18 protein-coding genes are annotated in these 22,588 nt (G+C 58.0%); 12 read left to right on the top strand and 6 right to left on the bottom strand.

Annotated elements, in window-relative coordinates; genetic code table 11:
* Positions 1 to 122 precede the first annotated feature (122 nt).
* From KFE13_RS08190 to KFE13_RS08180, 3 genes are read left to right on the top strand one after another with little or no spacing between them, the layout of a single operon-like run.
* Entirely contained in the window at positions 123 to 1,256 is a 1,134-nt protein-coding gene (locus KFE13_RS08190; RefSeq protein WP_260706677.1) for a sugar phosphate isomerase/epimerase family protein, read from the top strand.
* A 19-nt stretch (positions 1,257 to 1,275) separates the two neighbouring features.
* Positions 1,276 to 1,983 (top strand): 3-keto-disaccharide hydrolase, encoded by a 708-nt coding sequence (locus KFE13_RS08185; protein ID WP_260706676.1) that lies wholly within the window; start codon positions 1,276 to 1,278, stop codon positions 1,981 to 1,983.
* 35 nt (positions 1,984 to 2,018) lie between these two features.
* The gene (locus KFE13_RS08180) at positions 2,019 to 4,220 is read left to right on the top strand and encodes a pyrroloquinoline quinone-dependent dehydrogenase (RefSeq protein WP_260706675.1); all 2,202 of its coding nucleotides are present in this window, start codon (positions 2,019 to 2,021) and stop codon (positions 4,218 to 4,220) included.
* Here the strand turns inward: KFE13_RS08180 and KFE13_RS08175 are convergent.
* Positions 4,217 to 5,380: an ROK family protein gene (locus tag KFE13_RS08175; RefSeq protein ID WP_260706674.1), complete on the bottom strand. Its 1,164-nt coding sequence runs from the start codon at positions 5,378 to 5,380 to the stop codon at positions 4,217 to 4,219. The genes KFE13_RS08180 and KFE13_RS08175 overlap by 4 nt on opposite strands.
* A 317-nt stretch (positions 5,381 to 5,697) precedes the next feature.
* Between KFE13_RS08175 and KFE13_RS08170 the strand changes: the two genes are divergently transcribed.
* From KFE13_RS08170 to KFE13_RS08145, 6 genes are all read left to right on the top strand, one after another.
* Positions 5,698 to 9,126: a TonB-dependent receptor gene (locus KFE13_RS08170; protein ID WP_260706673.1), complete on the top strand. Its 3,429-nt coding sequence runs from the start codon at positions 5,698 to 5,700 to the stop codon at positions 9,124 to 9,126.
* Between the two features lie 115 nt (positions 9,127 to 9,241).
* On the top strand, positions 9,242 to 10,222 hold the full coding sequence (locus KFE13_RS08165) for a Gfo/Idh/MocA family protein (RefSeq protein WP_260706672.1): 981 nt from the start codon (positions 9,242 to 9,244) through the stop codon (positions 10,220 to 10,222).
* Positions 10,210 to 11,052, top strand: a complete 843-nt coding sequence (locus tag KFE13_RS08160) for a sugar phosphate isomerase/epimerase family protein (protein WP_260706671.1) — start codon at positions 10,210 to 10,212, stop codon at positions 11,050 to 11,052. Before KFE13_RS08165 ends, KFE13_RS08160 begins: the two co-directional genes overlap by 13 nt.
* 121 nt (positions 11,053 to 11,173) lie before the next feature.
* Entirely contained in the window at positions 11,174 to 13,360 is a 2,187-nt protein-coding gene (locus KFE13_RS08155) for an endo-alpha-N-acetylgalactosaminidase family protein (RefSeq protein WP_260706670.1), read from the top strand.
* Between the two features lie 158 nt (positions 13,361 to 13,518).
* Positions 13,519 to 14,667 carry a Gfo/Idh/MocA family protein gene (locus tag KFE13_RS08150; RefSeq protein ID WP_260706669.1) on the top strand — a complete coding sequence of 383 codons (1,149 nt, stop codon included), beginning with the start codon at positions 13,519 to 13,521 and terminating at the stop codon, positions 14,665 to 14,667.
* 22 nt (positions 14,668 to 14,689) lie between these two features.
* Positions 14,690 to 15,940, top strand: coding sequence for a nucleoside permease (locus KFE13_RS08145; protein WP_260706668.1), 1,251 nt, complete (start codon positions 14,690 to 14,692; stop codon positions 15,938 to 15,940).
* An 18-nt stretch (positions 15,941 to 15,958) separates the two neighbouring features.
* Here KFE13_RS08145 and KFE13_RS08140 read toward each other — a convergent pair whose 3' ends face one another.
* Positions 15,959 to 16,900 carry an oxidoreductase gene (locus KFE13_RS08140; protein WP_260706667.1) on the bottom strand — a complete coding sequence of 314 codons (942 nt, stop codon included), beginning with the start codon at positions 16,898 to 16,900 and terminating at the stop codon, positions 15,959 to 15,961.
* 81 nt (positions 16,901 to 16,981) lie between these two features.
* Between KFE13_RS08140 and KFE13_RS08135 the strand changes: the two genes are divergently transcribed.
* Complete coding sequence (locus tag KFE13_RS08135) at positions 16,982 to 17,824, top strand: sulfite exporter TauE/SafE family protein (RefSeq protein ID WP_260706666.1); 843 nt, start codon at positions 16,982 to 16,984, stop codon at positions 17,822 to 17,824.
* Entirely contained in the window at positions 17,821 to 18,201 is a 381-nt protein-coding gene (locus KFE13_RS08130; protein ID WP_260706665.1) for a DUF1634 domain-containing protein, read from the top strand. Before KFE13_RS08135 ends, KFE13_RS08130 begins: the two co-directional genes overlap by 4 nt.
* Before the next feature lie 45 nt (positions 18,202 to 18,246).
* Here the strand turns inward: KFE13_RS08130 and KFE13_RS08125 are convergent, their stop codons facing one another.
* The 3 genes from KFE13_RS08125 to KFE13_RS08115 all read right to left on the bottom strand — a co-directional run bounded on the left by KFE13_RS08125 (position 18,247) and on the right by KFE13_RS08115 (position 19,719).
* Positions 18,247 to 18,723, bottom strand: coding sequence for a carboxymuconolactone decarboxylase family protein (locus KFE13_RS08125; RefSeq protein WP_260706664.1), 477 nt, complete (start codon positions 18,721 to 18,723; stop codon positions 18,247 to 18,249).
* A 67-nt stretch (positions 18,724 to 18,790) separates the two neighbouring features.
* The gene (locus KFE13_RS08120; RefSeq protein WP_260706663.1) at positions 18,791 to 19,231 is read right to left on the bottom strand and encodes a DoxX protein; all 441 of its coding nucleotides are present in this window, start codon (positions 19,229 to 19,231) and stop codon (positions 18,791 to 18,793) included.
* Positions 19,228 to 19,719, bottom strand: a complete 492-nt coding sequence (locus KFE13_RS08115; RefSeq protein WP_260706662.1) for a cupin domain-containing protein — start codon at positions 19,717 to 19,719, stop codon at positions 19,228 to 19,230. Before KFE13_RS08115 ends, KFE13_RS08120 begins: the two co-directional genes overlap by 4 nt.
* Positions 19,720 to 19,830: 111 nt before the next feature.
* On the opposite strand from KFE13_RS08115, the gene pdxR reads away from it, so the two are divergent.
* Entirely contained in the window at positions 19,831 to 21,336 is a 1,506-nt protein-coding gene (pdxR, locus tag KFE13_RS08110) for a MocR-like pyridoxine biosynthesis transcription factor PdxR (RefSeq protein WP_260706661.1), read from the top strand.
* A 227-nt stretch (positions 21,337 to 21,563) separates the two neighbouring features.
* On the opposite strand, the gene plsX is transcribed toward pdxR, so the two are convergent.
* Complete coding sequence (plsX, locus tag KFE13_RS08105) at positions 21,564 to 22,583, bottom strand: phosphate acyltransferase PlsX (protein ID WP_260706660.1); 1,020 nt, start codon at positions 22,581 to 22,583, stop codon at positions 21,564 to 21,566.
* Positions 22,584 to 22,588 lie beyond the last annotated feature (5 nt).

The following is a 22,588-nucleotide window of genomic DNA, read 5'->3' as shown; positions in this document are numbered from 1 at the left end:
TATTTCGTTGATTGAATAAATTCTCTGTACACCTGTCTGAAATCTGGTGTAGTAATGGTTTCCATCAAGTTTTTATCGATGAACGAATCGTGTTGTCATCCATCAGAAAGGGATCTATCGCTATGAGTTCAAGCCGTGCAAGCCTGTTGGACCGTCGTAACTTCCTTCGCAGCGCAGGTGGAAGCCTTGCCGCAGGAGCTTTGCTGGGCCAGTCAGCAATTGCCAAAGCAGAGCAGCAGGCGACGCCGGAACCGATCAGCCGCGGAAGCGCGTTTCGTCCGCTGACCGATAGCGAGAAGGTCGCGCGTATAGCGTCGAACAGCTATCCGATTCGCTGGATCTTCAAGAGCCGTGGTGAGCTGACCACGAAGGATGTCGTCGCGAAGATGAAGGCGAAGTATGGCGAGATTACGATGCTGGATTTCCCCGCCTTCACCAAGAAGACATTTCCCGGCGTCACTAAGATGGATATGTGGTCCAGTCTGTTCGGCGACATGGATGACAAGAGCCAGTATGTCCAGTCAACCATTACTTTCGACGGAAAACAGCGCCAGGTGACGGAGTTCGATCCTTCTGCAATATCAAGCAAGCGCTGGCTGGAGAAGATGGCGAATGTGCAGGTGAAGGAAGGCGTGTTCTGTCATCACATCTCCAACAACGCTCCTCGTAATATCTGCGAGCTGGATGACACGAAGCGTCGAGAGGGGATCGAAATTGCGAAGAAGTGGCTGGATGGCGCGGCCATCCTCGGAGCCAAGTCGATGCGCGTGAACAGCGGTGGTCCACGTATCGCTCCGTGGCCGAACCCGGATACATCGAGCTATCCGAAGAATCCCGAAATTGAGAAGTATCTCGATAAATGTATCGAGTCGTTCAAAGAGATGGCGGATTACGGCGCCAAGGTGGGCGTGAAGGTGACGCTTGAAAATCACTGGGGCCTGACGGCGAACCCGATCAATATCCGCATCATTATTGAAGAAGTGAATAATGTCTTCTGCGAGGCAAGCCCGGACTTCTGCAACTGGGAACATAAGTACCTGCTCTACCATGCGCTGAACGATCTGGCTCCTTACTCACATACGACGGTGCATGCAAAATTCTGGGATCGCTTTGGAGAACCAGACGTTCAACGTGGTGTACGTATTATGTTGAACAACAACTACACAGGTGTCTTTGCGCTGGAGTACGAAGACGGTCCGTGGGATGGTGTAGAGGGTGCAAAGTATCTTTATCAGCAGGTAATGGCTGCTCTGTAGGCAAGGAGGATAGACCGCTATGGATTTTAGTCGCTCGGTAAAGGGTGATCGTGAAGGCACGAAGCGTGGTGCCATGGTTGGACGTCTGCTAGGTGGTTTGCTGGTTGTTGCGCTTTCGGCGTCCTGCGGCGTCGATGCAGGTGCTCAGGCAAAGCCGAAGATTCCGGGCAACGACTGGATTCAGCTCTTCAACGGCACAGATCTCACTGGCTGGACCAAGATCGGTGCCGAGAGCTGGACAGTGGAAGAGGGTCTGCTGCATGGCCGCGGTTTGACGAAGGCCTACGGTTATCTGGAGACGGAGAAAGACTACAAGGATTTCCAGTTGTCGCTTCGGTTCAAGTGTGTCGGCGATGGCAACAGCGGTGTCTTCTTCCATACGGGGTTCAAGCCGAACTCGGTGGATACGACGCAAGGCATGCAGTTCGAGATTGACTGCACGATGATGCACCACACCGCCGGTGTTTATGCTGAGGATGGCCGCGGCTGGGTGGTCTGGCCCTCTCCTGAGAATGAAGGTGTGGTTCGCAAGGGTGAGTGGAACGATTATCTGGTTGAGGTTGTCGGCAATCACTACCGCTCGCGGTTGAATGGAGTGCAGATGGTGGACTTCACCGATCCACATCCAGGCGCTGCCGACGGCAAGATTGCGCTGCAGCTGCATGCTGGTGGTCAAGGCAACATGCAGTTCAAAGATATCTGGATTCGCGATCTATCCAATCGCTGAACGGCTGGACCGGCTCAGCAGAACTGAGAGCAAGAATGCAAAGAGGGAAGTGTTCGACGAGAGGCTGGAGCCTCTCAGTTCTGCTTGCCGGTGGTTTAACGTTTTCGACAATTGCAGCGTGCGCTCAGGTAAATGCGCAGGCTTACAGCACATGGCGCGAATACGGCGGATCGCCGGATGGTGCACAGTACTCGTCGCTCACCCAGATTAATCGCAATAACGTGGGGAAGCTCCAACCTGCATGGACGTTTTCCACCGGCGATGCGCGTGGATACGTCTTCAATCCGCTGGTCATCGGGCGGACGATGTATGTTCTGGCCCACGACAACTCTGTCGTTGCTCTGGATGCGGCAACGGGGAAGGAGCTGTGGTCGCAGCCGCTTCATGCAAAGACTCTGCTGATTACTAATCGCGGGTTGAACTACTGGCAGAGCCAGGATGGCAAGGATCGGCGCCTCATCCTCTCGGTAGATAATGCACTCGAAGAACTGGATGCGAACACAGGAAAGCCGATTGAGAATTTTGGCGTGAATGGCCGCGTCGACCTGCGTGAAGGATTGGGACGCAAGCCGGAAAGCCTGACGCTGGTGCAGTCGTATAACCCGGGACGCATCTACGGCGATCTGTTGATTCTCGGCTCGGCAACGAACGAAGAATATGCGTCCGGTCCCGGAGACATCCGGGCTTATAACGTACTGACAGGGAAGTTGACGTGGACGTTCCACACCATTCCGCATCCGGGCGAGCCTGGCTACGAGACGTGGCCGAAGGATGCGTGGAAGTCCGTCGGCGGTGCGAATGACTGGAGCAGCATGGCGCTGGATGAAAAGCGCGGCATTGTCTTCGTCCCTACGGCCAGCCCGAAGTACAACTTTTACGGAGCTAACCGTCCGGGCAAAAATCTGTATGGCGACAGTCTGCTCGCACTCAATGCGCAGACCGGTAAGCTGATCTGGTATTACCAGATGGTTCACCACGACATCTGGGACTACGACAACGCGACCACGCCGCAGCTGCTGACCGTGCGCCATAACGGCCGCATGGTGGATGCGGTGGTCGTTTCAAATAAAGAAGGCTTCGTATGGGCCTTTGAGCGCGCCACAGGCAAGCCACTGTGGCCGATCGAAGAGCGTCCGGTGCCGAAATCCGACATGCCCGGCGAAGAGACCTGGCCGACGCAGCCATTTCCGACGAAGCCCGCGCCATTCGCAAGACAGTCGTTTACGGCAAACGATCTCAGCCCCTACCTTGAACCTGCAGAACGCGAGAGCCTGCTGAAGCAGATGGCGGCTGCGCGTAACAACGGTCTCTTCACGCCGCCCTCGACGACGGATACGGTCGAAATGCCGGGCAACAATGGCGGCGCCAACTTTGGCGGTTCGGCGATCGATCCGGTGCATGGCTATTTCTATGTGGTATCGAAAGACCTGCCGGCAATGTTGAAACTAACGCTGGCCGCGGAACCACTGAAGACAGGAACGCCAGAAGTGCGCGGCCGTTCGCTATACGAGGCCAACTGCAGCTTGTGTCATGGAGCCGACCGTGCAGGAAAGCCACCTGCTATCCCACCGTTGGCTGACATCAACAGTCGCTTATCCAGTGACGAGATACGGAAAACGATTCACTCGGGAAAAGGTGCGATGCCGTCGTTTGCGCAGCTGGGCGATCCTCAGATCGATGCTTTGCTCGCCTACTTCGCTCATCCTGAGCGTGCGCCAGAGACGGCTGCAACGGAGTCCCAGGCGAAGCCTGTCGCAACCGACCCTATAAACGCCCACTATCGCAGCAGCTTCGGATTCATGTTCGCCGAGAGTGGATTGCCCGTGATCGCTCCGCCATGGACAACCCTGACGGCCTACGACATGAACAGCGGAGAGATTCGCTGGCAGATTCCTCTGGGTGAAGTTCCCGAGCTTGCGGCGAAGGGGATCAAGAATACCGGCTCGCACTTTCCCAAGGTCAATCCGGTTGTAACGGCTGGAGGCTTGATCTTCGCCGGGAGTCGCGATCGCAAGGTGCGTGCGTTGGACTCGGCCACTGGCAAAGTGCTGTGGGAGACAGAGGTCGGTGCGGCGATGGACGGCATGCCCGCGATCTACGAAGTGGATGGACGCCAGTATGTTGTCTTCTGCGCTGCCGCACGATCCACAACGCATACGCACGCCATTCCAGGGCACCCAGCATCGCAGGAGCCGATTCATGGAGCCTACGTCGCCTTTGCTTTACCAGCTCACTAAAGTGAGTTCAGGTATTCAAAGGCCGCGATGGAGGCCGCGCTGCGTGGCAGGAGATCGCGCTCCGCATCGCTGAAGAGAATCTGGGTTGCGCCGAGAAACCGTGCCATCACGTTATTCTCAATCGCTTGTCGCGTCGCCGTGCGGAAGACTCCATTGCCGAAGCCTTCAAAGTCGGTAAACAGAACCGATTGCGGATTGTTGAGGTGGACCAGCGATGCGACTGCCAGGCCGAGGCAGGTACCCGCATTACGCAGCAGCTTTGCGGCCTTTGTATTGCCGTGCAGGGCCATCTCTTCCAGATCGCGCATCGTGCGAATATGCAGCCCTGCGGATTTTGCCGCATCCCGTAAGGCAAAGCCTCCCGCTACCGTATCGAGGCAGCCACTGCGTCCGCACCGGCAGGGAATTCCCTTGGGCACGACCGAGATGTGTCCAATCTCGCCTGCGCTGTCGGTATACCCGCGATATAGCGTGCCATGCATATAGTGTGCTGAGCCTATCGTGCGCCCGAGTACGATGCTGGAGAAGTGCTCCATCTCGCGCGCTCGACCAAAAAATTTCTCGCCTACAGCAATGGCATTGGCGTCGTTATCCACCCAGGCCGGGATTCGAAGAGCTTTAGCCAGGAGCTCCGCAACAGGAACATCCCGCCAGTTAAGAGCAGCCGAATAACGGCAGATGCCCTCTTCGGCATCGACAATTCCCGAGACCGTGATGCCGATTCCATGAATACGGCTTCGCGGTATTTGCGATGCACTTAGAAGCTCCTGAAACGCTTTACTGGTTGCTTTAACCATGTCCGTGGGAGTTTTGCAGGCAGGCAGACTGTGATGGGCGACCACCTCTCCGCGAAGATTGGTAAGCACCATCGGCATGGCAGATTCACCCACCGAGATGCCGGCAAAGTAAGCGTGCGACGCCTGAAGTTGCAGTTGGACAATGGGGCGGCCACGTCGTCCATTTGTGGACAGGGATGGCAGCTCGGCCAGCAGGCCACGCTGTAAAAAAACTTGAGTCACCTCTGTAATGGCAGCAGGGCTAACTCCAGTGATCTCGCTCAGTTCCGAGCGGGAGAGTTGCTCCGCGCGGAGCAGGCTGGCGACGACGGCATTACGCGCGGAGCGAAATGGCTGCTTTGTGGAGCGTTCTCCCGAGGGCATTTTTGAACCTTTCTGCAGTGTGATGCGTATTCCCTGTCGAATCATAGGCATTTTACGAAAAGAATTTCTTGACGCTCAGAGAAAATGTCAAATATGATCCACCTACCGAAATATTGTTCGCGTCCGTCAGGTAATACGCAGTCTGTCACTCCATGCAGAGATGTTCTTATTTGTTTCGGTAAGCAAATAAATTCGAGACCCAGCACATGGCCATCCATGAGCAGGATCTATTGCAGGACGATGTCGTATTTTTGCCAGGGTTGAGCCGGTCTACGGTTGTACAGCGGTGATATATCGGTAAATGCAAGGAGGCGCCTGTGAAACACAAAACGAATAAAGATCAGATGCTGGCTGAACGCGGTCAGCACGAATCCATGCAAAAGGCCCGCGGTATCTGGAACCGTTGTCTACGGGCTACTACGCTGCTACTTGCGATTGCAGTTGCGGCCAGTCCGGCCTTTGCTCAAAACACAACTGCCGATGTGGTGGGTACCGCCACCGACAGCACCGGTGCGGTTGTTCCCGGAGCCACCGTAGAGCTGACCAACGTCGACACGCAGGAAAAGCGCGTCGTCACGTCTGGCGGAGGCGGTGAGTACACATTTACCCTGCTCAAGCCAAGCCGCTACTCGCTCACCGTTACAGCGGCGGGTTTCAAGGTCTTCAAAATCAGTTTATTTGCTCTTGCCGCTGGCGACCGCGCTCGTGAAGACGCGCATCTGGAGATCGGTGGAACCGGAGAGACCGTCGAAGTGGACGCAGCTCCTCCCGCTCTGCATACCGATAGCGCAGCGCTGATTACGACCGTGACGGAGAAGGCAACCCAGGAACTTCCACTCAACGGACGTAACTTTATCAACCTGGTTCAGGTCACTCCCGGCGCGACCGAAGGATTGAACAACGGCCTGGCCAGCGGCAACCGCCCCGACGACCGCCGCCAGACCTCGTCCGTCTCCGTCAACGGACAAGCCGACATGATGAACAACCAGACGATCGATGGTATCGACAACAACGAGCGCGTCATCGGCTCCATCGGCGTCCGTCCTTCGGTCGACGCAATCCAGGAAGTCAGCGTGCAGACCAATGTCTTCACGGCAGAGGTAGGTCGTGCTGCTGGTGCCATCATCAATGTCATTACGAAATCGGGTACTAACCAATTTCACGGCTCGGCCTACGAGTTCTTCCGTAATGATGTGCTGAATGCCAATCCATACAAGTTCGGCTTCAATATTCCAAAGCCGAAGTATCGTCAAAACCAATACGGCGGCAGCTTTGGCGGGCCGATTGTCAGGGACAAGACTTTCTTCTTCGCCGACTATGAAGGGCTCGATGTCGTCCGCAATCAAAACCCGACGACTACCACGGTGCCGACGCTGTTTGAGCGCAACAACCCCGGCAACTTCACGGATAATCCGGCGATCGGTACGGTCGTACCTGCGAGCTCGATCGACAAGATCGGTCTGCAATACTTCAATCTTTTTCCGCTCCCAACCAATAGCGGGCTCACAAATAATTTTGCGGCCGCTCGACCCGATTCACAGTTTTCGAAAACAGGAGATGGTCGTCTCGATCACCGTTTCAAGAACGGCGATCTCGCCTATCTGCGCTATACCTATAACCGCGTCGACACGAAGATCGGCAGCCTGTTCCCTGCAGTGGGTTCTGCCGCTGGCGTGATTGAGCCGGGCGGCAACCTGGGCAACTACCCCGGGCCTGCGCAGACACGTGCTCATCAGGCGCACATAAATTATGTGCATGCTTTTACTCCCACCTTCCTGCTGGAGCTGAAGGCTGGCTATACGCTGCTCGACAACGCACAGTATCCACTAAATTTTGGGAAGGCCATTAACACGGCCATGGGACAGCCGAACATCAACGTCGACGGTCGTACAGCGGAGCTGTCGGCGATCACCATCAGCAATACTGGCACCACGCTGGGTAATCGTCCTCCAATCATCTACCACGAGAACACCTATCAGTATGAAGGTGTCCTCAACTACATCAAGGGGCGCCAAACGATAAAGATTGGTGCAGGTGTCATCCGTCGTCAGGACGCCACGACGCAAACCGACACGGCGAACGGTAACTGGTCCTTCAACACTTTCGCCACACTGCTCTCAGGCGACTACCTGAGCGGTGGCCGTAACTGGATTCTCCGTACCCCCCGCAACCGTACATGGGAGCCGCATTTCTTCTTCCAGGACGATGTGCACATTGCCAACAATCTGACGCTCAACATTGGGTTGCGCTACGACCTGTTCACGCCATATACCGAGGTCAACAATGTTTTGTCCAACTATGACATCACTCTGGGCAAGATTCTGGTCGCTGGTGTAAATACTGGAGTCCACGGCGGTATCCAGACCGACTATAGCAACTTCGCGCCGCGTTTCGGCTTCGCTTACACTCCAATCGAGAAAACGGTTGTCCGTGGCGGCTTCGGGCTAACGTTTGCGCCGGAAAACACAACCTCTGGCTCGGCACTGGTCAACCAGCCCTTTACCGCGACCTTTGGAGCTTTTACGCCACAACAATCGGTCAATGCTCTGACCGATCCCAACGGTCCCTATAAATACACTGCTGCACAGGCGGCTCCTTTCCAGAAGTTTGCTGGCGGCCTGCCAACCCCCGTACCCAACAGCTACACCAATCCTAGCGGCAGCATCACTGCAGCACTGGATCCGCACTTCCGCTCCACCTATATTGAGCAGTTCAATCTGACGCTCGAGCGTGAGTTCGCGGGTTTCGTTGGGTCTCTATCCTATGTTGGTGAGTTGGGGCGCCATAACGCCTATTATCTTTCTGACTACAATACCGTTCCGCTCAGTTCTGCTTCTCAAGTCTTCCTCAACCCTGGCGATACAACTACTAATTCACCTGCAACAAACTCGAACTTTAACTCACTGCGTCGTTTCGCATCCAGCTCTCCGTTGGTAACGTCCATTCCGCTCTATCGCAGCGCCGGTTCCAGCAGCTACAACGCGATGCAGGCCGTCCTGAAGCGCCGTTTCAGTAAGGGGCTCGATCTGCAGCTTGGCTATACGTGGGCGCGTCTGCTCGATAACTCCGAGTCGATCAGCAACAACGGCGGCAACGGCTTCGGCTCATCGGCTGATCTGATCCCGACCATCGAATACGGCAACGGCAACCTTGATGTCCGTCATCGCGTGACGGGAACCTTCAACTATCAGCTTCCGTTCGGCGAGAAGACACACGGCTTCGTCGGTGTGTTGGCGAAGGGATGGCAGGCGAACGGTGTAGTGGTATGGAACACCGGTATGCCATTCTCGGTCACGAACGTGACCAACCGCAGTGGTACGCGTCCGACGGCCGGCAACAGTGACCGTCCGAACGTGGTCGCGAATCCCAATTTGAGCAGCGGCAAATCGGTTAACCGGTGGTTCAATACCAACGCGTTTGTCTTTCAGCCAGCAGGCACGGTTGGCAACGAGCGTCGCAATCAGCTGTTCGGTCCCGGGTTGCAGCGAGTGGATCTGTCTCTGTTCAAGACGTTCGATATTCGCGAGAGTCTGAAGTTTGAGTTCCGCACGGAGGCCTTCAATGTGCTGAATACGGCGCAGTTTGTGAATCCGTCTGCATCGCTCTCCTATCAGGCATGCACAACCGCGTGCAGCGGCTTCCCAGTCGCTGGCTTCACGCCAATATCAAGCTATGGCGTGATCAGTTCTACGGCTAACGCCTACAACCCGCGACTCATCCAGTTCGCGGCTCGATTGAAGTTCTAATTTGCTTCATGGCACGAGGGCAGCTCATTTCATGAGCTGCCCGTTTTCTTTGCCCCAGACAAATTTACGTAGAGCACCCATGAACGGATGCTCTGCATAAGAGAGAATGGATGAGATGAAGTTTGCATTGCTTGGTTATGGATTCATGGGAGGCGCGCATCTGGCTGCGATACAGCGCATTCCTGATGCCGAGGTGAAGGCAGTCTCGACGCGCACGCGGCCGACGGCAGATGCTCCTGCACGAGGTAACCTCGACCTCGCGAGTGGCCCATTGCCAGATACCGTTCAGTGGAACCCCGACTGGCGAGCAGTGATTGCCGATCCGGAGATCGATGCGATTGATGTATGCCTGCCAACAGATATGCATCGCGAGGTTGTGCTGGCTGCGTTTGCAGCAGGAAAGCATGTACTAAGCGAGAAACCCATGGCTCTGACTGTTGCGGAATGCGACGAATTGTTGGCCGCTGCTGCCAAAAGCGGTCGCACCTTCATGATCGGCCAGGTGCTTCGGTTCATGTACCCCTATCGCTATGCCGCGCAGTTTCTGGATCGAGTTGGCCGCGAAAACGTGACGCATTGCATACTGCGCCGAAGTGCCGGTTACCCGCAGTGGGGAGGATGGCTCACGGAGGAGTCGCGCAGCGGCGGCGCCATCCTCGATATGCTCTGCCATGATCTCGATATGGCGCTTGACCTCTTTGGTCAGCCCAAATCCGTGCGTGCTGTCAGCATAGGTCCAGTCGATACGATGCGCGGGACGCTTCACTATGCGTCGGGGCTGGATGTCATTGTCGAAGGCGGCTGGCTCAATCCTGAAGCTGCGTTCTCTGCCAGCTTCGAGATCCAAGCCCCAGATGCACGGCTAGTGCATCACGACAATCAATTGATCCAGACATTGCACGGTGTGGAAGCTCCGGTGGAGATCCCGGCGCACGATCCGTACTTCGATGAGATTGCCTACTTTGTCGAGTGCTGCCGAAACAACCAGCCACCAAACGTATGCCCGCCGTCCGAATCCGCGCTGGCAGTCAAACTCGCACTTCAACTTAAAGCCTCGCGCGAAGCAGGTGGACAGGAGCTTGTATGGCAACAGTAGAACCCATGGAGATTGGCCTTGTTGTCTGGGCCGAGAAGACAGCCGACGAAACACTAAAGTTTATTTCGCAGTTCCGCCTGCGCGCGATCCAGCTTGGCATCCCGCCTTCGATTGATTGCGCATCAGCAGTCAAAGACTGGAAGACTACATTGGCCAATTCGCCGATCGTTCTCACCAGCGCGGTGTGCTGCTACGAGGGTGAAGATTACTCTAACCTTGAGCGGGTCCATGAGTCCGTCGGCTTTACCAATGCGAAGTATCGCCCCGAGCGTATCGCGCGCACAAAAGAGATCGCCAGCTTTGCGCGAGAGTTCGGCATCCGTGCTGTCTCGTGTCATATCGGATTTATTCCCGCCGCCAGCGCCGAGCCTTTGTACGCGGAGCTGATCGACGTCGCTCGCGACCTGTGCGATGCCATGGCAAAGAACGGCCAAAACTTTGTCCTCGAAACAGGGCAGGAGTCTGCGCCGGTGCTCCTGCAGTTCTTCGCGGATGTAGACCGTGCGAACCTGAAGATTAATTTCGATCCCGCGAACCTGATTCTTTATGGATACAGTGATCCGGTACAGGCGTTGAAGCTTCTGCAACAGCATGTCGTGTCGGTGCATTGCAAGGATGGTCGGTCACCTGCCGGCGCTGGCCTTCTCGGGCATGAGTGCGCACTTGGAGACGGAGAGGTGGATTTCCCCGCCTTTATTCGCCAGCTGAAACAGATGAACTATACGGGCCCCCTCACCATCGAACGTGAAGAGCCAAACCTGGTACAGAAAACGGCAGACATCCATACCGCGATCCAGCGGCTCGAAGCCTGGAAGGCCCAGGTTCTTTAGCCGGATCCTGTAATTCGTCAAAAAAAAGCGTGGGATCTCTTGCCCATGTACGTGGGCACGCTGGTAGTATGCTCTCTACTCTCTTTTGAGATAGAAAGTTTATTTCTACTGGTGAAATGGCATGAGGCAAGAGATCACGACGTTCAATCGCCGTACCTTTGTAAAACTGGCTGCCGCCACGGGTGTTGGGGCAGTTGTCTCCGAGAAGACCTATGCTGGCGAGCCGAAGTCCGCCAGCCGCCCGCTCAACATTCATACCCCGGCGTTAACCGTTACCTTTGATGCTGAACACGGTATCCCTGCGCAATACGTTCTCGCAGGCAAGAATGTCGACCTCATGGGAGACGACACCAGCTCGCCCATCGAAGTCTTCGTCTGCAGAAAGAATCCCTGGACTCGCGATGCCGTGCAGGCAAAAGTAACAGCTGTCCACCCGCAAGCATCCAGCGTCCTCTTCGACATCTCCGCGGAGTTCGGCGGCACCCTCGCTACAACCTTTCAGATACGCTACGTCGCCGCAGGATCGCGGCTGACCGTCACGCTCGAACAGGTAAGCGAGAAGCCCGGCTTCGAACTCCTGGAGGTTCGCCTACCCGCGCTCGTCACCGTACGTAGTCAGCGCGATCATGCGTGGATGGCGCACGGCGACACAGGCGGCGCGCTAATCGAGATCGCCAAGGCAAAGCCGGGCAAGCTCGGCCTCAACCAGTTTTGGGGAGACACGCTTAGCACGCTCCCTGTCCTGATGACTGGTGATGCGAAGGCCTTCTGCGTGCTCGTCAACGAAGGCTATATGGATGGCGGAGCGATGTCCGTCTCGGCAGACGGACGCGGAGCCATGGGCACCGTGCAGCGCCACCGCGTCGACGGTGGTCTGTGCGCCGATCTCAATCTCGGCAAGGACGAGCCGCTCAACTGCGGCAATGCGGGCACGCCGAATCTTCTGGTGCGTCAGCAGCCGCTCTGTCATCTCGATTTCTTCGCCGTCACCGGCGACTGGAGCCAGGCATGGCTCGCCGGCGCACATTATGTACGAAAACAGCTTCCGCCCAAGCGAACCACGATGTACGACGATGTCTATACCTATGGCATTCGTCTGGACGAGCCCACCTGGCCGCAGCCCGCAACCACCTTCGCCCAGTGTGAGGAGATCATTCGCGAAGTCGCCGCGCTCACCGGCAACATCCCGCAGATCGTGCATCTGTGGGGATGGCAGTTCAAAGGCAAAGACACCGGCTACCCTGCCGTCAACGAAGTCGACGCACGCATCGGCGGCTACGAAGGCATGATGCGTCTGATGGAGAACGCCAAAAAGTACAACGCAAAGGTCACGCTCTCCGACAACTACGACGACGGCTATCGCAGCAGCCCCAAGTGGGACGAAAAAATCGTCGCCCGCCGCCCCGATGGCGAGCTCTACAATAGCCGCTCCTGGACAGGCGAGAAGTCCTACATCCTCGGCCTGGCAAAATATCTGCGCCACGGTGCTCTCGAGCGCGTCGACTACACCTGCAAGCAGTACAAGCTTCCCGGCACCACGCACATCGACGTGCTGACCTACTACGCCATCCGCAACGACTGGGACCGCGAATCTCCCGCCAGCGGATATACCAATCTCGTTGACGGCAAACTCCGCATCCTTGATGCGTATCATCAGCGCGGCATCGACGTCAGCTCCGAGGCGCCGCGCTATCCCTTCATGGGCAAGGTCAGCTTCTTCTGGCAAGGATGCGGCATCCGCTCATGCCCAATGGGTGGTCGCCCCATACCGATGTTCCCCGCCGTCTATCGTCAGGTCGCAAGCTGGGGAGACGGCATGCATCGCGGCGAGACCCACCCCGGCGCGCAGCAGATGTTTTACGGCGGCGGCCCGCGTTTCATGACACGCTATGAAGAAGACCGCCTGACCGTCGCCGAAACCTTCTACCTGCAGGCCGTTCCGTGGATGCTGCTGCATCGCCGAAACATCCTCGCCTTCACCGACAACGGCAACGACTCCGTGCTCGAAGTCGAAGGGGGCAAGGTTCAGGTCTCGCTCGATACCGGCAGGTACACCGCAACCATCGGCGGAACCGACGTCGCAACCGAAGGCTGGGTCGCCTGCCCGCTCGGCAACGACCGCATCGTCTTCTACTCCAAAGATGCCCGTACCCTGCGCCATCCACTCCCTGCCGGGTGGAGCGCCGCAAACATCAAAGCCAACGCAGCAACCAAGACCGGCTTACAGCCCGTCTCGATCAAGCCGCAAAACGGAGAGATCGTCGTCGATGTGCAGCCGCGAAGCCCAATCATCGTCTCTCGTTCCTAATCAATTGCATGTCGATACGGTCCCGGCGTCATGCCGGGACCGTATTTTTTGCATCATCTACGATCGCTGCTCAAAATTCTTTCAGAAAAAATTGCTAAATCGATTATGTCCATATTAGATGGATGGATGAGCGCGGAACCTCAAGGAGGGTTCAGGAAGTGAAGAAGATTGGAATGGGCCTGATCGGTCCCGGATTTATTGCACCGCACCACATCGATGCGGTGCGTCGGCTGGGCGACGTGGATGTGGTTGCGATCGCCGGTTCAAACGCAGCCCGGACCGAGCAGAAGGCGAAGCAGTGGAATGTGCCCCGTGCCTATGGCGACTATAAAGAACTGCTCGCCGACCCCGAAGTCACGGTCGTGCATAACACCACGCCAAGCTATCTCCACTACGAGATCACGCTGGCAGCGCTCGAAGCCGGCAAACATGTCGTCTCCGACAAGCCGCTCGCGATCACAGCTGACGAAGCCATCCGACTCCGTGATGCCGCAGCAAAAGCAGGTGTCGTTAATGCCGTTACGTTCAACTACCGCGGCAACCCGCTGGTGCAGCAGGCTCGATTGATGGTGGCAGAAGGCGATCTGGGACGCGTCTTCTATATCCACGGCCAGTACCTTCAGGACTGGATGACCGATGACACGGTCTACTCCTGGCGCTCCGATCCAAAGATGGGAGGCCCCAGCTCCGCACTCGCCGACATCGGCTCGCATTGGTGCGATCTCGCCGAGCACATCTCCGGCATGCGCATCGTCGCCGTGCTGGCCGACCTGACGACCGTCGTGACCACGCGCTATTCCTCCGGCGGTTCAGCAGAAGCCTTCAGCCAGAAGAAGGATGTCCAGCGCACGCCCGTCGAAGTCCACGGAGAGGACCTGGCCAATGTTCTCGTTCGCTTCGAAAACGGCGTCAAAGGAAATCTGCGCGCGGCACAGGTCGTCCCCGGCCATAAGAACGGGCTGGAGATCGAGCTAAACGGACGCAAGGCATCTCTCGGCTGGAAGCAGGAGCAGCAGAACGAGCTGTGGATCGGCTGCCACGACCGCCCCAACGCCATCATGGGCAAGGACCCATCGCTGATGCTGCCCGCCGCCGCTGCCTACGCGCATCTTCCTGCAGGCCATCAGGAAAGCTGGAGCGACGCCTTCTTCAACGTCGTCGCCGACATATACCATTGGGTACGCACCGGCGAGCGCCGCGCGACCGTCTGCACCTTCGCGAACGCAGCGCACGTGACCCAGGTGATCGAAACCATGTTGAAGAGCCATGCTGCTGGCGGAGTCTGGCAGGACGTACCATCAGAGTGAACCAGCAGTAGGGAGAGGCCGAATGAAGCTGCAGATGCGGGCGCGACTAAGCGTCATGATGTTCCTGGAGTACTTTATCTGGGGTGCGTGGTACGTCACAATGGCGACCTGGCTCTCCGGGCCGTTGCACTTTACCGGACAGCAGATCAGCGTCGCCTACGGAACCACAGCCATCGGCGCGATTGTGGCCCCGTTCTTCGTCGGTATCATTGCCGACAGGTTCTTCGATACGCAAAAGCTGCTCGGCCTGCTGCATCTGTTCGGCGGTGCACTCCTCTTTGTAGCCTCCATGCAGGTGTCATTCGGCATCTTCTACACGCTCCTGCTCATCTACTGTCTCTGCTACATGCCGACGATGGCGCTCACCAACTCGCTCTCATTCCGGCAGATGAGCGACCCCAGAGAAGACTTCGGCTCGATCCGCGTGCTTGGCTCCATCGGATGGATCATCGCCGGCCTGATCATTGGCACCATGCGTGTCGAAGCCACAGCAACGCCCATGCGGATCGCTGCGCTCTCCTCACTTCTCATGGGCTTCTACTGCTTCACGTTGCCGAAGACGCCGCCGCTGCTCGGCCGCGGTCAGAAGTTCACCATCAACAGCATCTTCCCTCGCGAAGCGCTCGACCTCATCCGCGAGCGCTCGATGCTGGTCTTCGTGCTGGCCTCGTTCTGCATCTGCATCCCGCTGCAGTTCTACTACGCCTTCACCAACCTCTACCTCAACCAGATCGGCGTCCAGAACGCTGCCGGCAAGATGACCGGCGGCCAGATGTCCGAGATGCTCTGCATGCTGCTCATCCCCTGGTTCTTCCGCCGTCTGGGCGTCAAATACATGCTGGTCGCCGGCATGAGCGCGTGGGTGCTGCGCTATCTCTTCTTCGCCTACGGCAACGTCGGAGCAGGCATGTGGATGCTCTGGGCCGGCATCCTGCTGCACGGCATCTGCTACGACTTCTTCTTCGTCACCGGACAGATCTATGTCGACAACAAGGCCAACGTAGGCATCCGTGCCGCAGCACAGGGCATGATCACCTTCGTCACCTATGGCCTGGGAATGTTCGTCGGCGCCTGGCTCTCCGGTGCCGTGGTCGATCACTATCACCTGTCCGCACCGGTCGGAGGAGCCACCTACGAGTGGCACTCCATCTGGATCTTCTGCGCCATCATCTCTGTAGTTGTGCTGGTTGGCTTCTTCCTCGCCTTCTCCGAGAAGAACAGCAATCAGCGAGCACTAGCGCAAGAGACTTCACTGGACAACGCGCTGCAATAGCAGCGCGTGTTCTTTAACTCAGGGAAAGCAAACGCCAGTCCAACCCTCGCACAGCTCCCACAGCCGAGCCGCAGCACTCTTATCAAGTGCCTGCGGAGCCACCTTCGCTGGCCCCACCGTCTCGCCGCGCATCTCTTCAAAGCCCTGCGGCCCATAGTAGCCGCCGTCGACAACATCCGCTGCCGTCGCTGCATACAACGTCGGCAACGCACCTTCGGCATCCGTATTCAGAAAGATGCTGATCGCCTCTCCAATGACGGAGCGCAGCGTTTTCACAAAGCCGGAGCGGTTTTCTGTGCGGAACAGATCCGTAGCAGCAACACCCGGATGCGCCGCCACGCTCATCACCGAAGAACCCTCCGCACGCAGCCTTCTGCTCAGTTCAAAACTGAACATCAGATCCGCAAGCTTCGTCTGTTGATAAACCCGCATCGGCGAGTACGATTGCATGGACTGCAGATCATCCAGCCTCAGGTGCGTGCGCTTGTGCGCGATCGATGCAATCGTCACGACCCGCGACGGATTCCCAATCGTCGAAGATCGTTCCATCGCCGGAAGCAGCAGCCCGGTCAGCGCAAAGTGACCCAGAACGTTCGTGCCGAACTGCATCTCAAAACCGTCCGTAGTCTCCAACCGTTGTGGCAGCGCCATCACGCCGGCATTGTTAATCAACACATGCAGCGGCCTCTGCTTGGCAAGCTCCTCCGCTGCAAAGCGACGCACCGAATCCAGCGACGCCAGATCCAGTATGGCCAGTTCTGCATTGGCTCCAGGAGCTTCATTCATTAACCGGCCCAGCGCGGCCTCACCCTTACGCGGATCGCGGCACGCAAGAACCAGGTCGGCCTCGCGCCGGGCAAGCTTAAGCGCGGCATGATACCCAATGCCCGTGTTAGCGCCCGTAATCACAAAGCGCCTGCCCCGCAGCGAGGGTATCTGTTCTGGCGTCCAGTCACTCATGGCTGTTGGATGCTCCGGGCAGAAGAATGACGCGGGAATCTAAGCCTATTTATACGTGCCTTCCCATTAGAATGGAATGAGATGACGGTCCTGGTCTTCACGCTGCTGGTCTTTGCGAGCTCGTCGGCTGCCGGCCTGCTGGGCGCGCTGACCGGCCTTGGCGGTGGCGTTGTTCTGGTCCCTCTGCTGACTCTGGTCTTTCACGTCGACATCCGTTACGCCATCGGGGCCTCCTTGATCTCCGTCATCGCAACCTCCTCGGGAGCTGCCGCAGCCTATGTCCGCGAAGGCTTTTCCAGCGTGCGCATCGGCATGTTCCTCGAAGTCGCGACCACACTCGGAGCCTTGCTGGGTGCCTATCTCGCGGCCAAGGTTCCCACGCGCGCCCTCGCCATTCTGTTTGGAGGCGTCCTGCTCTATTCCGCATGGCTCTCCTGGCGCAGCCGTCGCTCTCCGCATGTCGATGCCGCCGTCGACAACCCAGCCTCCGACAAGCTGAAGCTCTCCGGCTCCTACCCCGGCCCCGACGGGCAGAAGATCAACTACAAGGTCGATCGCATCCCCGAAGGCTTCGCCATGATGTTCGGCGCAGGAACGCTCTCCGGCCTTCTCGGCATCGGTTCAGGCGCGGTGAAAGTGCTCGCGATGGATCGCATCATGCGCATCCCGTTTAAAGTCTCCACGACGACCAGCAACTTCATGATCGGCGTCACCGCAGCCGCCAGCGCAGGCATCTACCTGCGGCGCGGATACATCGACCCTGCGCTCGCCGCACCGGTCATGCTGGGAGTTCTCTTCGGCGCCATCACCGGAGCGAAGATTCTCTCCCGCGCACGTGTCTCTGTACTGCGCACCATCTTCACCTTCGTCATCCTCGCGCTCGGCGTCGAAATGATAGTCAACGGCTGGCTGGGAAAGATATGATGCGTTTCCTTCTCAACGATGAGCGTATGGAGCAGGCGATGGGCATCCTGCTGCGCTTCGGCGTCGTCATGGCCTCCACCGTCGTACTTGCGGGCATGGCCTTTTATCTGCAGGACCACGCGCATCAGTCCGTCGACTATCGCAGCTTCATCGCGCATCCGCTTACGCTCGCGCACAAAGGACAGCTGATCGACGGCATGTCTCATGGCAACGCCGCCGCCATCATCCAGGTCGGCATCCTCCTGCTCATCGCAACGCCGGTAGCGCGAGTCGTCTTCGCGGTTATCGCATTTCTCGCAGAACGCGACCGCCTGTACACAGCCATCAGCGCAGGCGTACTCGCCGTACTCCTCTACAGCCTGATCTACGGAAAATAACAAGGGCACGGCCTATCGCAGGCCGTACCCTTCATCACCTGTAGCCTAAACAGTCACAGCTTCATGCTTCTTGGCTGACTGATACGTCCCCGGCGTCGTGCGGTTCGAGATCGCCAGCCGGTTCCATGCATTGATCGTCGCAACCAGAAGCGAGAGATCCGAAATCTCCTTCTCGTTCAGATGCGCTTTCACCTCGGTATAGACCTCATCCGAAGCATGCCCTTCGGTAATCAGCGTCAGCGCCTCGGCCCACGCCAGCGCCGCGCGCTCGCGGTCAGTGTAGTACGGACACTCGCGCCATGCATCCAGCGAATACAGACGCTGTTCGTTCTCGCCCATCGCGCGCAGGTCCTTCCAATGCATATCCAGACAGTATGCGCATCCGTTGATCTGCGAGACACGCAGCTTCACCAGGTGTAGAAGCCCCTCCTCGAGTCCGCACTGCGCAAGATACTTCTCTAGCCCGATCATGGCTTGGTAACCACCGGGCGAATTCTTGGCATAGTTGTAACGTGGCTGCATAGTGATGCTCTCCTTTTATTGTCTGTACGTAGTTGTGGTTCGCCTCTCAGGTCGCTCAGGAAGCAGGCTAAGAATAGATAGCCAGCAGTAAAGCGCACGCCGAGGCTGAGAAGACCGAGTAATCGAATGGCTTCTTCCACTCAAGCCCCACCATCATGGCAATTCCGAACAGCAGAAGCAGAACCGACGATCCCAGCGCCACCCAGCGCGGCAAAGGACTCGCGTTGACGACCTGCGCGGGCAGAAACGCACAGACGACCAGGGCAATCCCAAAGACCGTTTCAGCGATCGTCGCACTCCACGCAAGAAACGGTATGGTCGCCGCAGGCATAAACGAGTTCACCTGCGCGGTGTAGGCCATGAAGCTGGCAAAATTTCCCCATCCGTCGTAGCGACCCAGCAGCCCGAAGCGGTCCGCGACGGCTGTGAGAAATGCTGAGCCCAGCGCAAGACGCGCAAAGGACAGCGCCAACGGTGCAAAACGCTGCATGGGATTCACAAAGGTCATCGGCCTGCTCCATTCTTATTGGGTGAGGGAACTGTGAGCGGCGTCGGATGGTCACAGACAAAAGTCGCCAGAAACGTCGCCGGCTCGCTTTGGCTTGCATTTGCCGAAACAAGATGCTGTCCGTTCGGCGCTTCGTAAAACGACTCGCCCGCGCGATAAACCGTCACCGGACCGGCCTCCTGCTTGCCCGCATCCTGCACCTGCATGCGCACCGCTCCCTCCAGCACATAACCAACCACCGGGCAGGGATGGCTGTGCGCGTTCGATGATTCGCCCGGACCATAATGCACGCGCACAACCTGCACGCTCAGGTTCTTACCGTTCAGCTCCGGCAGCGGCCGCGATAGAACCGTGCTGGTCCTCGCAACCGGAGCCTGCTGCACAGCCGCGGGAGCCTGCTGCTGCGCCACCGGGAGTGAGATGGAGGTCATCGGCGCATAACAGATAATCGCGAACAGATAAGCCCAGTCCTCTGCATGTGACATCATCTCGACTCTCCTTCCGCTTTCCTTGCGCTGAGATCAAGATAGTCAGAAGTAGACCACTCAGGTAGCTCCATTTACAGTAATCTTGCTGTACCACTTCCGGGAGGGCTGACTATGGCAAAACGGTCCCCATTGACCGAGATTCTCCTGCCTCCGCGCGCTGAGGACGAATCGGCTTATAAGTGGTTGTACAGCGGCCTGCGCCAGCAAATCCTCGAAGGCAAGCTGCGTCCTGGAACGCGCCTGCCCGCCACGCGTGATCTCGCCCGCGAATACGGCCTTTCACGCGGCACCATCGTCTCCGCCTTCGATGAGCTCAAGTCGGAAGGCTACGTCGAAGGCAGCATCGGCTCCGGCACGTTCGTCAGCAAGGTTCTTCCCGAAGACCTCCTCGAAGTCAGGCGCGAAGCCTCACGCAATGCTGCCAAATCCAAAAAACAGCAACCCGCCCAGCGCCGACTCTCCGTCTACGGAACGTCGGTTCGTGCCTTCCCCAACTTCTCCAGCCGTGCCTCGCGCGCCTTTCGGCCCAACCTTCCCGCGGTCGACGAGTTTCCCGTTACGCTTTGGGCGCAAATCGCCAATCGCCGCCTGCGCCGCGCCTCGATGATGCAGCTCATCGGATGCGAAGCGATGGGCTACGGCCCTCTGCGCGAATCCATTGCCGCCTACCTCACGCGCTCACGCGGAGTCGTATGCTCCGCGCAACAGGTCATCGTCGTCTCCGGCGTGCAGGAGGCGCTCGACCTCGCTGCCCGCCTTTTTCTCAACCGCGGCGATACCGTCTGCATGGAAGACCCCGGCTACATCGGTGCAGCACGCGTCTTTGAAGCTGCAGGAGCCAGGGTCATCCCCCTCGCCATCGACGAGCATGGAGCCAGACTTCCTCCACGCGCCGGGCATCGGGCAAAGCTGGCCTACATCACGCCTGCACACCAGGCTCCCCTCGGCGTCACCATGAGCCTTGCGCGTCGCCTCGAGATGCTCGAATGGGCACGCAAGACCGGCGTACTGCTCTTTGAAGACGATTACGACGGAGAGTATCGCTACTCCGGCCGCACCGTACCCTCCCTGCAGGGACTCGATCGCAACGGCATGGTGCTCTTCGCCGGCAGCTTCAGCAAAGTGTTCTTTCCCGCGCTCCGCCTCGGCTACCTCATCGTGCCCGAAGATCTCGTCGAGCGCTTCGCCGCGGCCAAATCCATCCTCAACCGGCACGCTCCTCTCTTCGAACAGATCGTGCTCAGCGAGTTCATCGACGCAGGCCACTTCGGCCGCCACCTGCGCCGCATGCGCGAGCTCTACGCCGAACGCCTCGGCGTCCTGCTCGAAGAGAGTCGCAAGCGCCTCGCCGGTGTACTCGAAATCTCCGAGATCGAAGCCGGCCTGCAGACCGTCGGATGGTTCGCAAAGGGAATCAACGCCAGCGAAGCCGCAAAGGCTGCCTCCGCGCGCGGCGTAGATCTCATCCCCCTCACTGGCTTCTACCGCAGCCAGCAGGAGCAATCACGCCGCACCCGCGAAGGCGTGCAGATGGGCTTTGCTGCCGTAAGTACACGCGAAATCCGACGTGGAATAGAAGAGCTGGCCTGCGCCCTCGAGCCGCTCACCCGCAGCTAGACTCATCTCCGTGACGGAATCAAGGTGTCATGCTGAGCGAGCGGATCGGTCATCCTGAGCGAACGGATCGGTAAGAAAGTGTCATTCCGAGCGAGCGAAGCGAAGCCGAGGAACCCCCGCATTTCGTCTGTGCAGCTACAAATGCCGAGCCCATAGAAAAAGTGTCATCCTGAAAAAAGCGCAAGGACCTGCAGTTCGCCCGCTTTGATATGAAATAAAATCCGCACCTAGACCATCGGTGCTGCCGCACGCAACGCGGCCTCAATGCCCGCATTCACCTCGGCATGGGCAAACTCCGCAGCGACACGAATGCCATTCATGACCGCCTTTTCATTCGACGATCCATGCCCCACAATGCATACGCCGCGCACCCCCAGCAGCGGTGCGCCGCCATACTCCGAATAATCCAGTCGCTTCTTGAAGTCATCGAACGCGCGCCGCGACAACAACGCGCCCACCTGCGAGGTCACCGTAGACTTCAGCGACTCACGCAGCGATGTGCTCACCAGCTTCGCAATGCCCTCCGACGTCTTCAACGCCACATTACCCACAAATCCATCGCACACAATCACGTCGCAGTGTCCGTTGAATAAATCGCGCCCTTCAACATTGCCGATGAAGTTGATCCCCTTCAGCTCACGCAGCAGCGGCAGTGTATCGCGCGTCAGCGCGTTGCCCTTCGAATCCTCTTCGCCGATCGAGAGCAACCCCACCCGCGGATTCTGCGCCTTCAGCACATTCTGCGCATACATATGCCCCATCACCGCAAACTGCACCAGATTGTCCGGGTCCGAATCCACGTTCGCCCCGACATCCAGCAGCAGCGACGGAACGCCTTTCGTCGTCGGCACAATCGTCGCCAGCGCCGGCCGGTCCACGCCCGAAAGCATCCCCAGCACCATCTTCGCCGTAGCCATTGCCGCGCCCGTATTGCCGGCCGTGAAGAATCCCGCGGCCCGCCCCTCGCGCACCATCTTCAGGCCCACGCGCATCGTCGAATCGCGTTTCGAGCGCACTGCCTGCGCGGCCTTGTCGTCCATCGTGATCCACTCCGAAGCCGGAACCACGAAGACGTCGAGATGTTTCTGATGTTTCAGCTGTTGGCGAAGCAGTGGACGAAGAATATCCTCGGGCCCCACCAGGTGAACCCGCACCCCATAGTGACGGGCAGCCAGCACAGCCCCACGTACCTCAGGCTCAGGAGCCTTATCCGAACCCATTGCGTCAACGACGATGTCTATTGGCATCAGGG

The organism is Edaphobacter flagellatus (genome assembly GCF_025264665.1).
GTDB lineage: Bacteria > Acidobacteriota > Terriglobia > Terriglobales > Acidobacteriaceae > Edaphobacter > Edaphobacter flagellatus.
The sequence above is the reverse complement of the archived record's forward strand: the minus strand, read 5'-3'. Positions and strand labels throughout refer to the sequence as shown.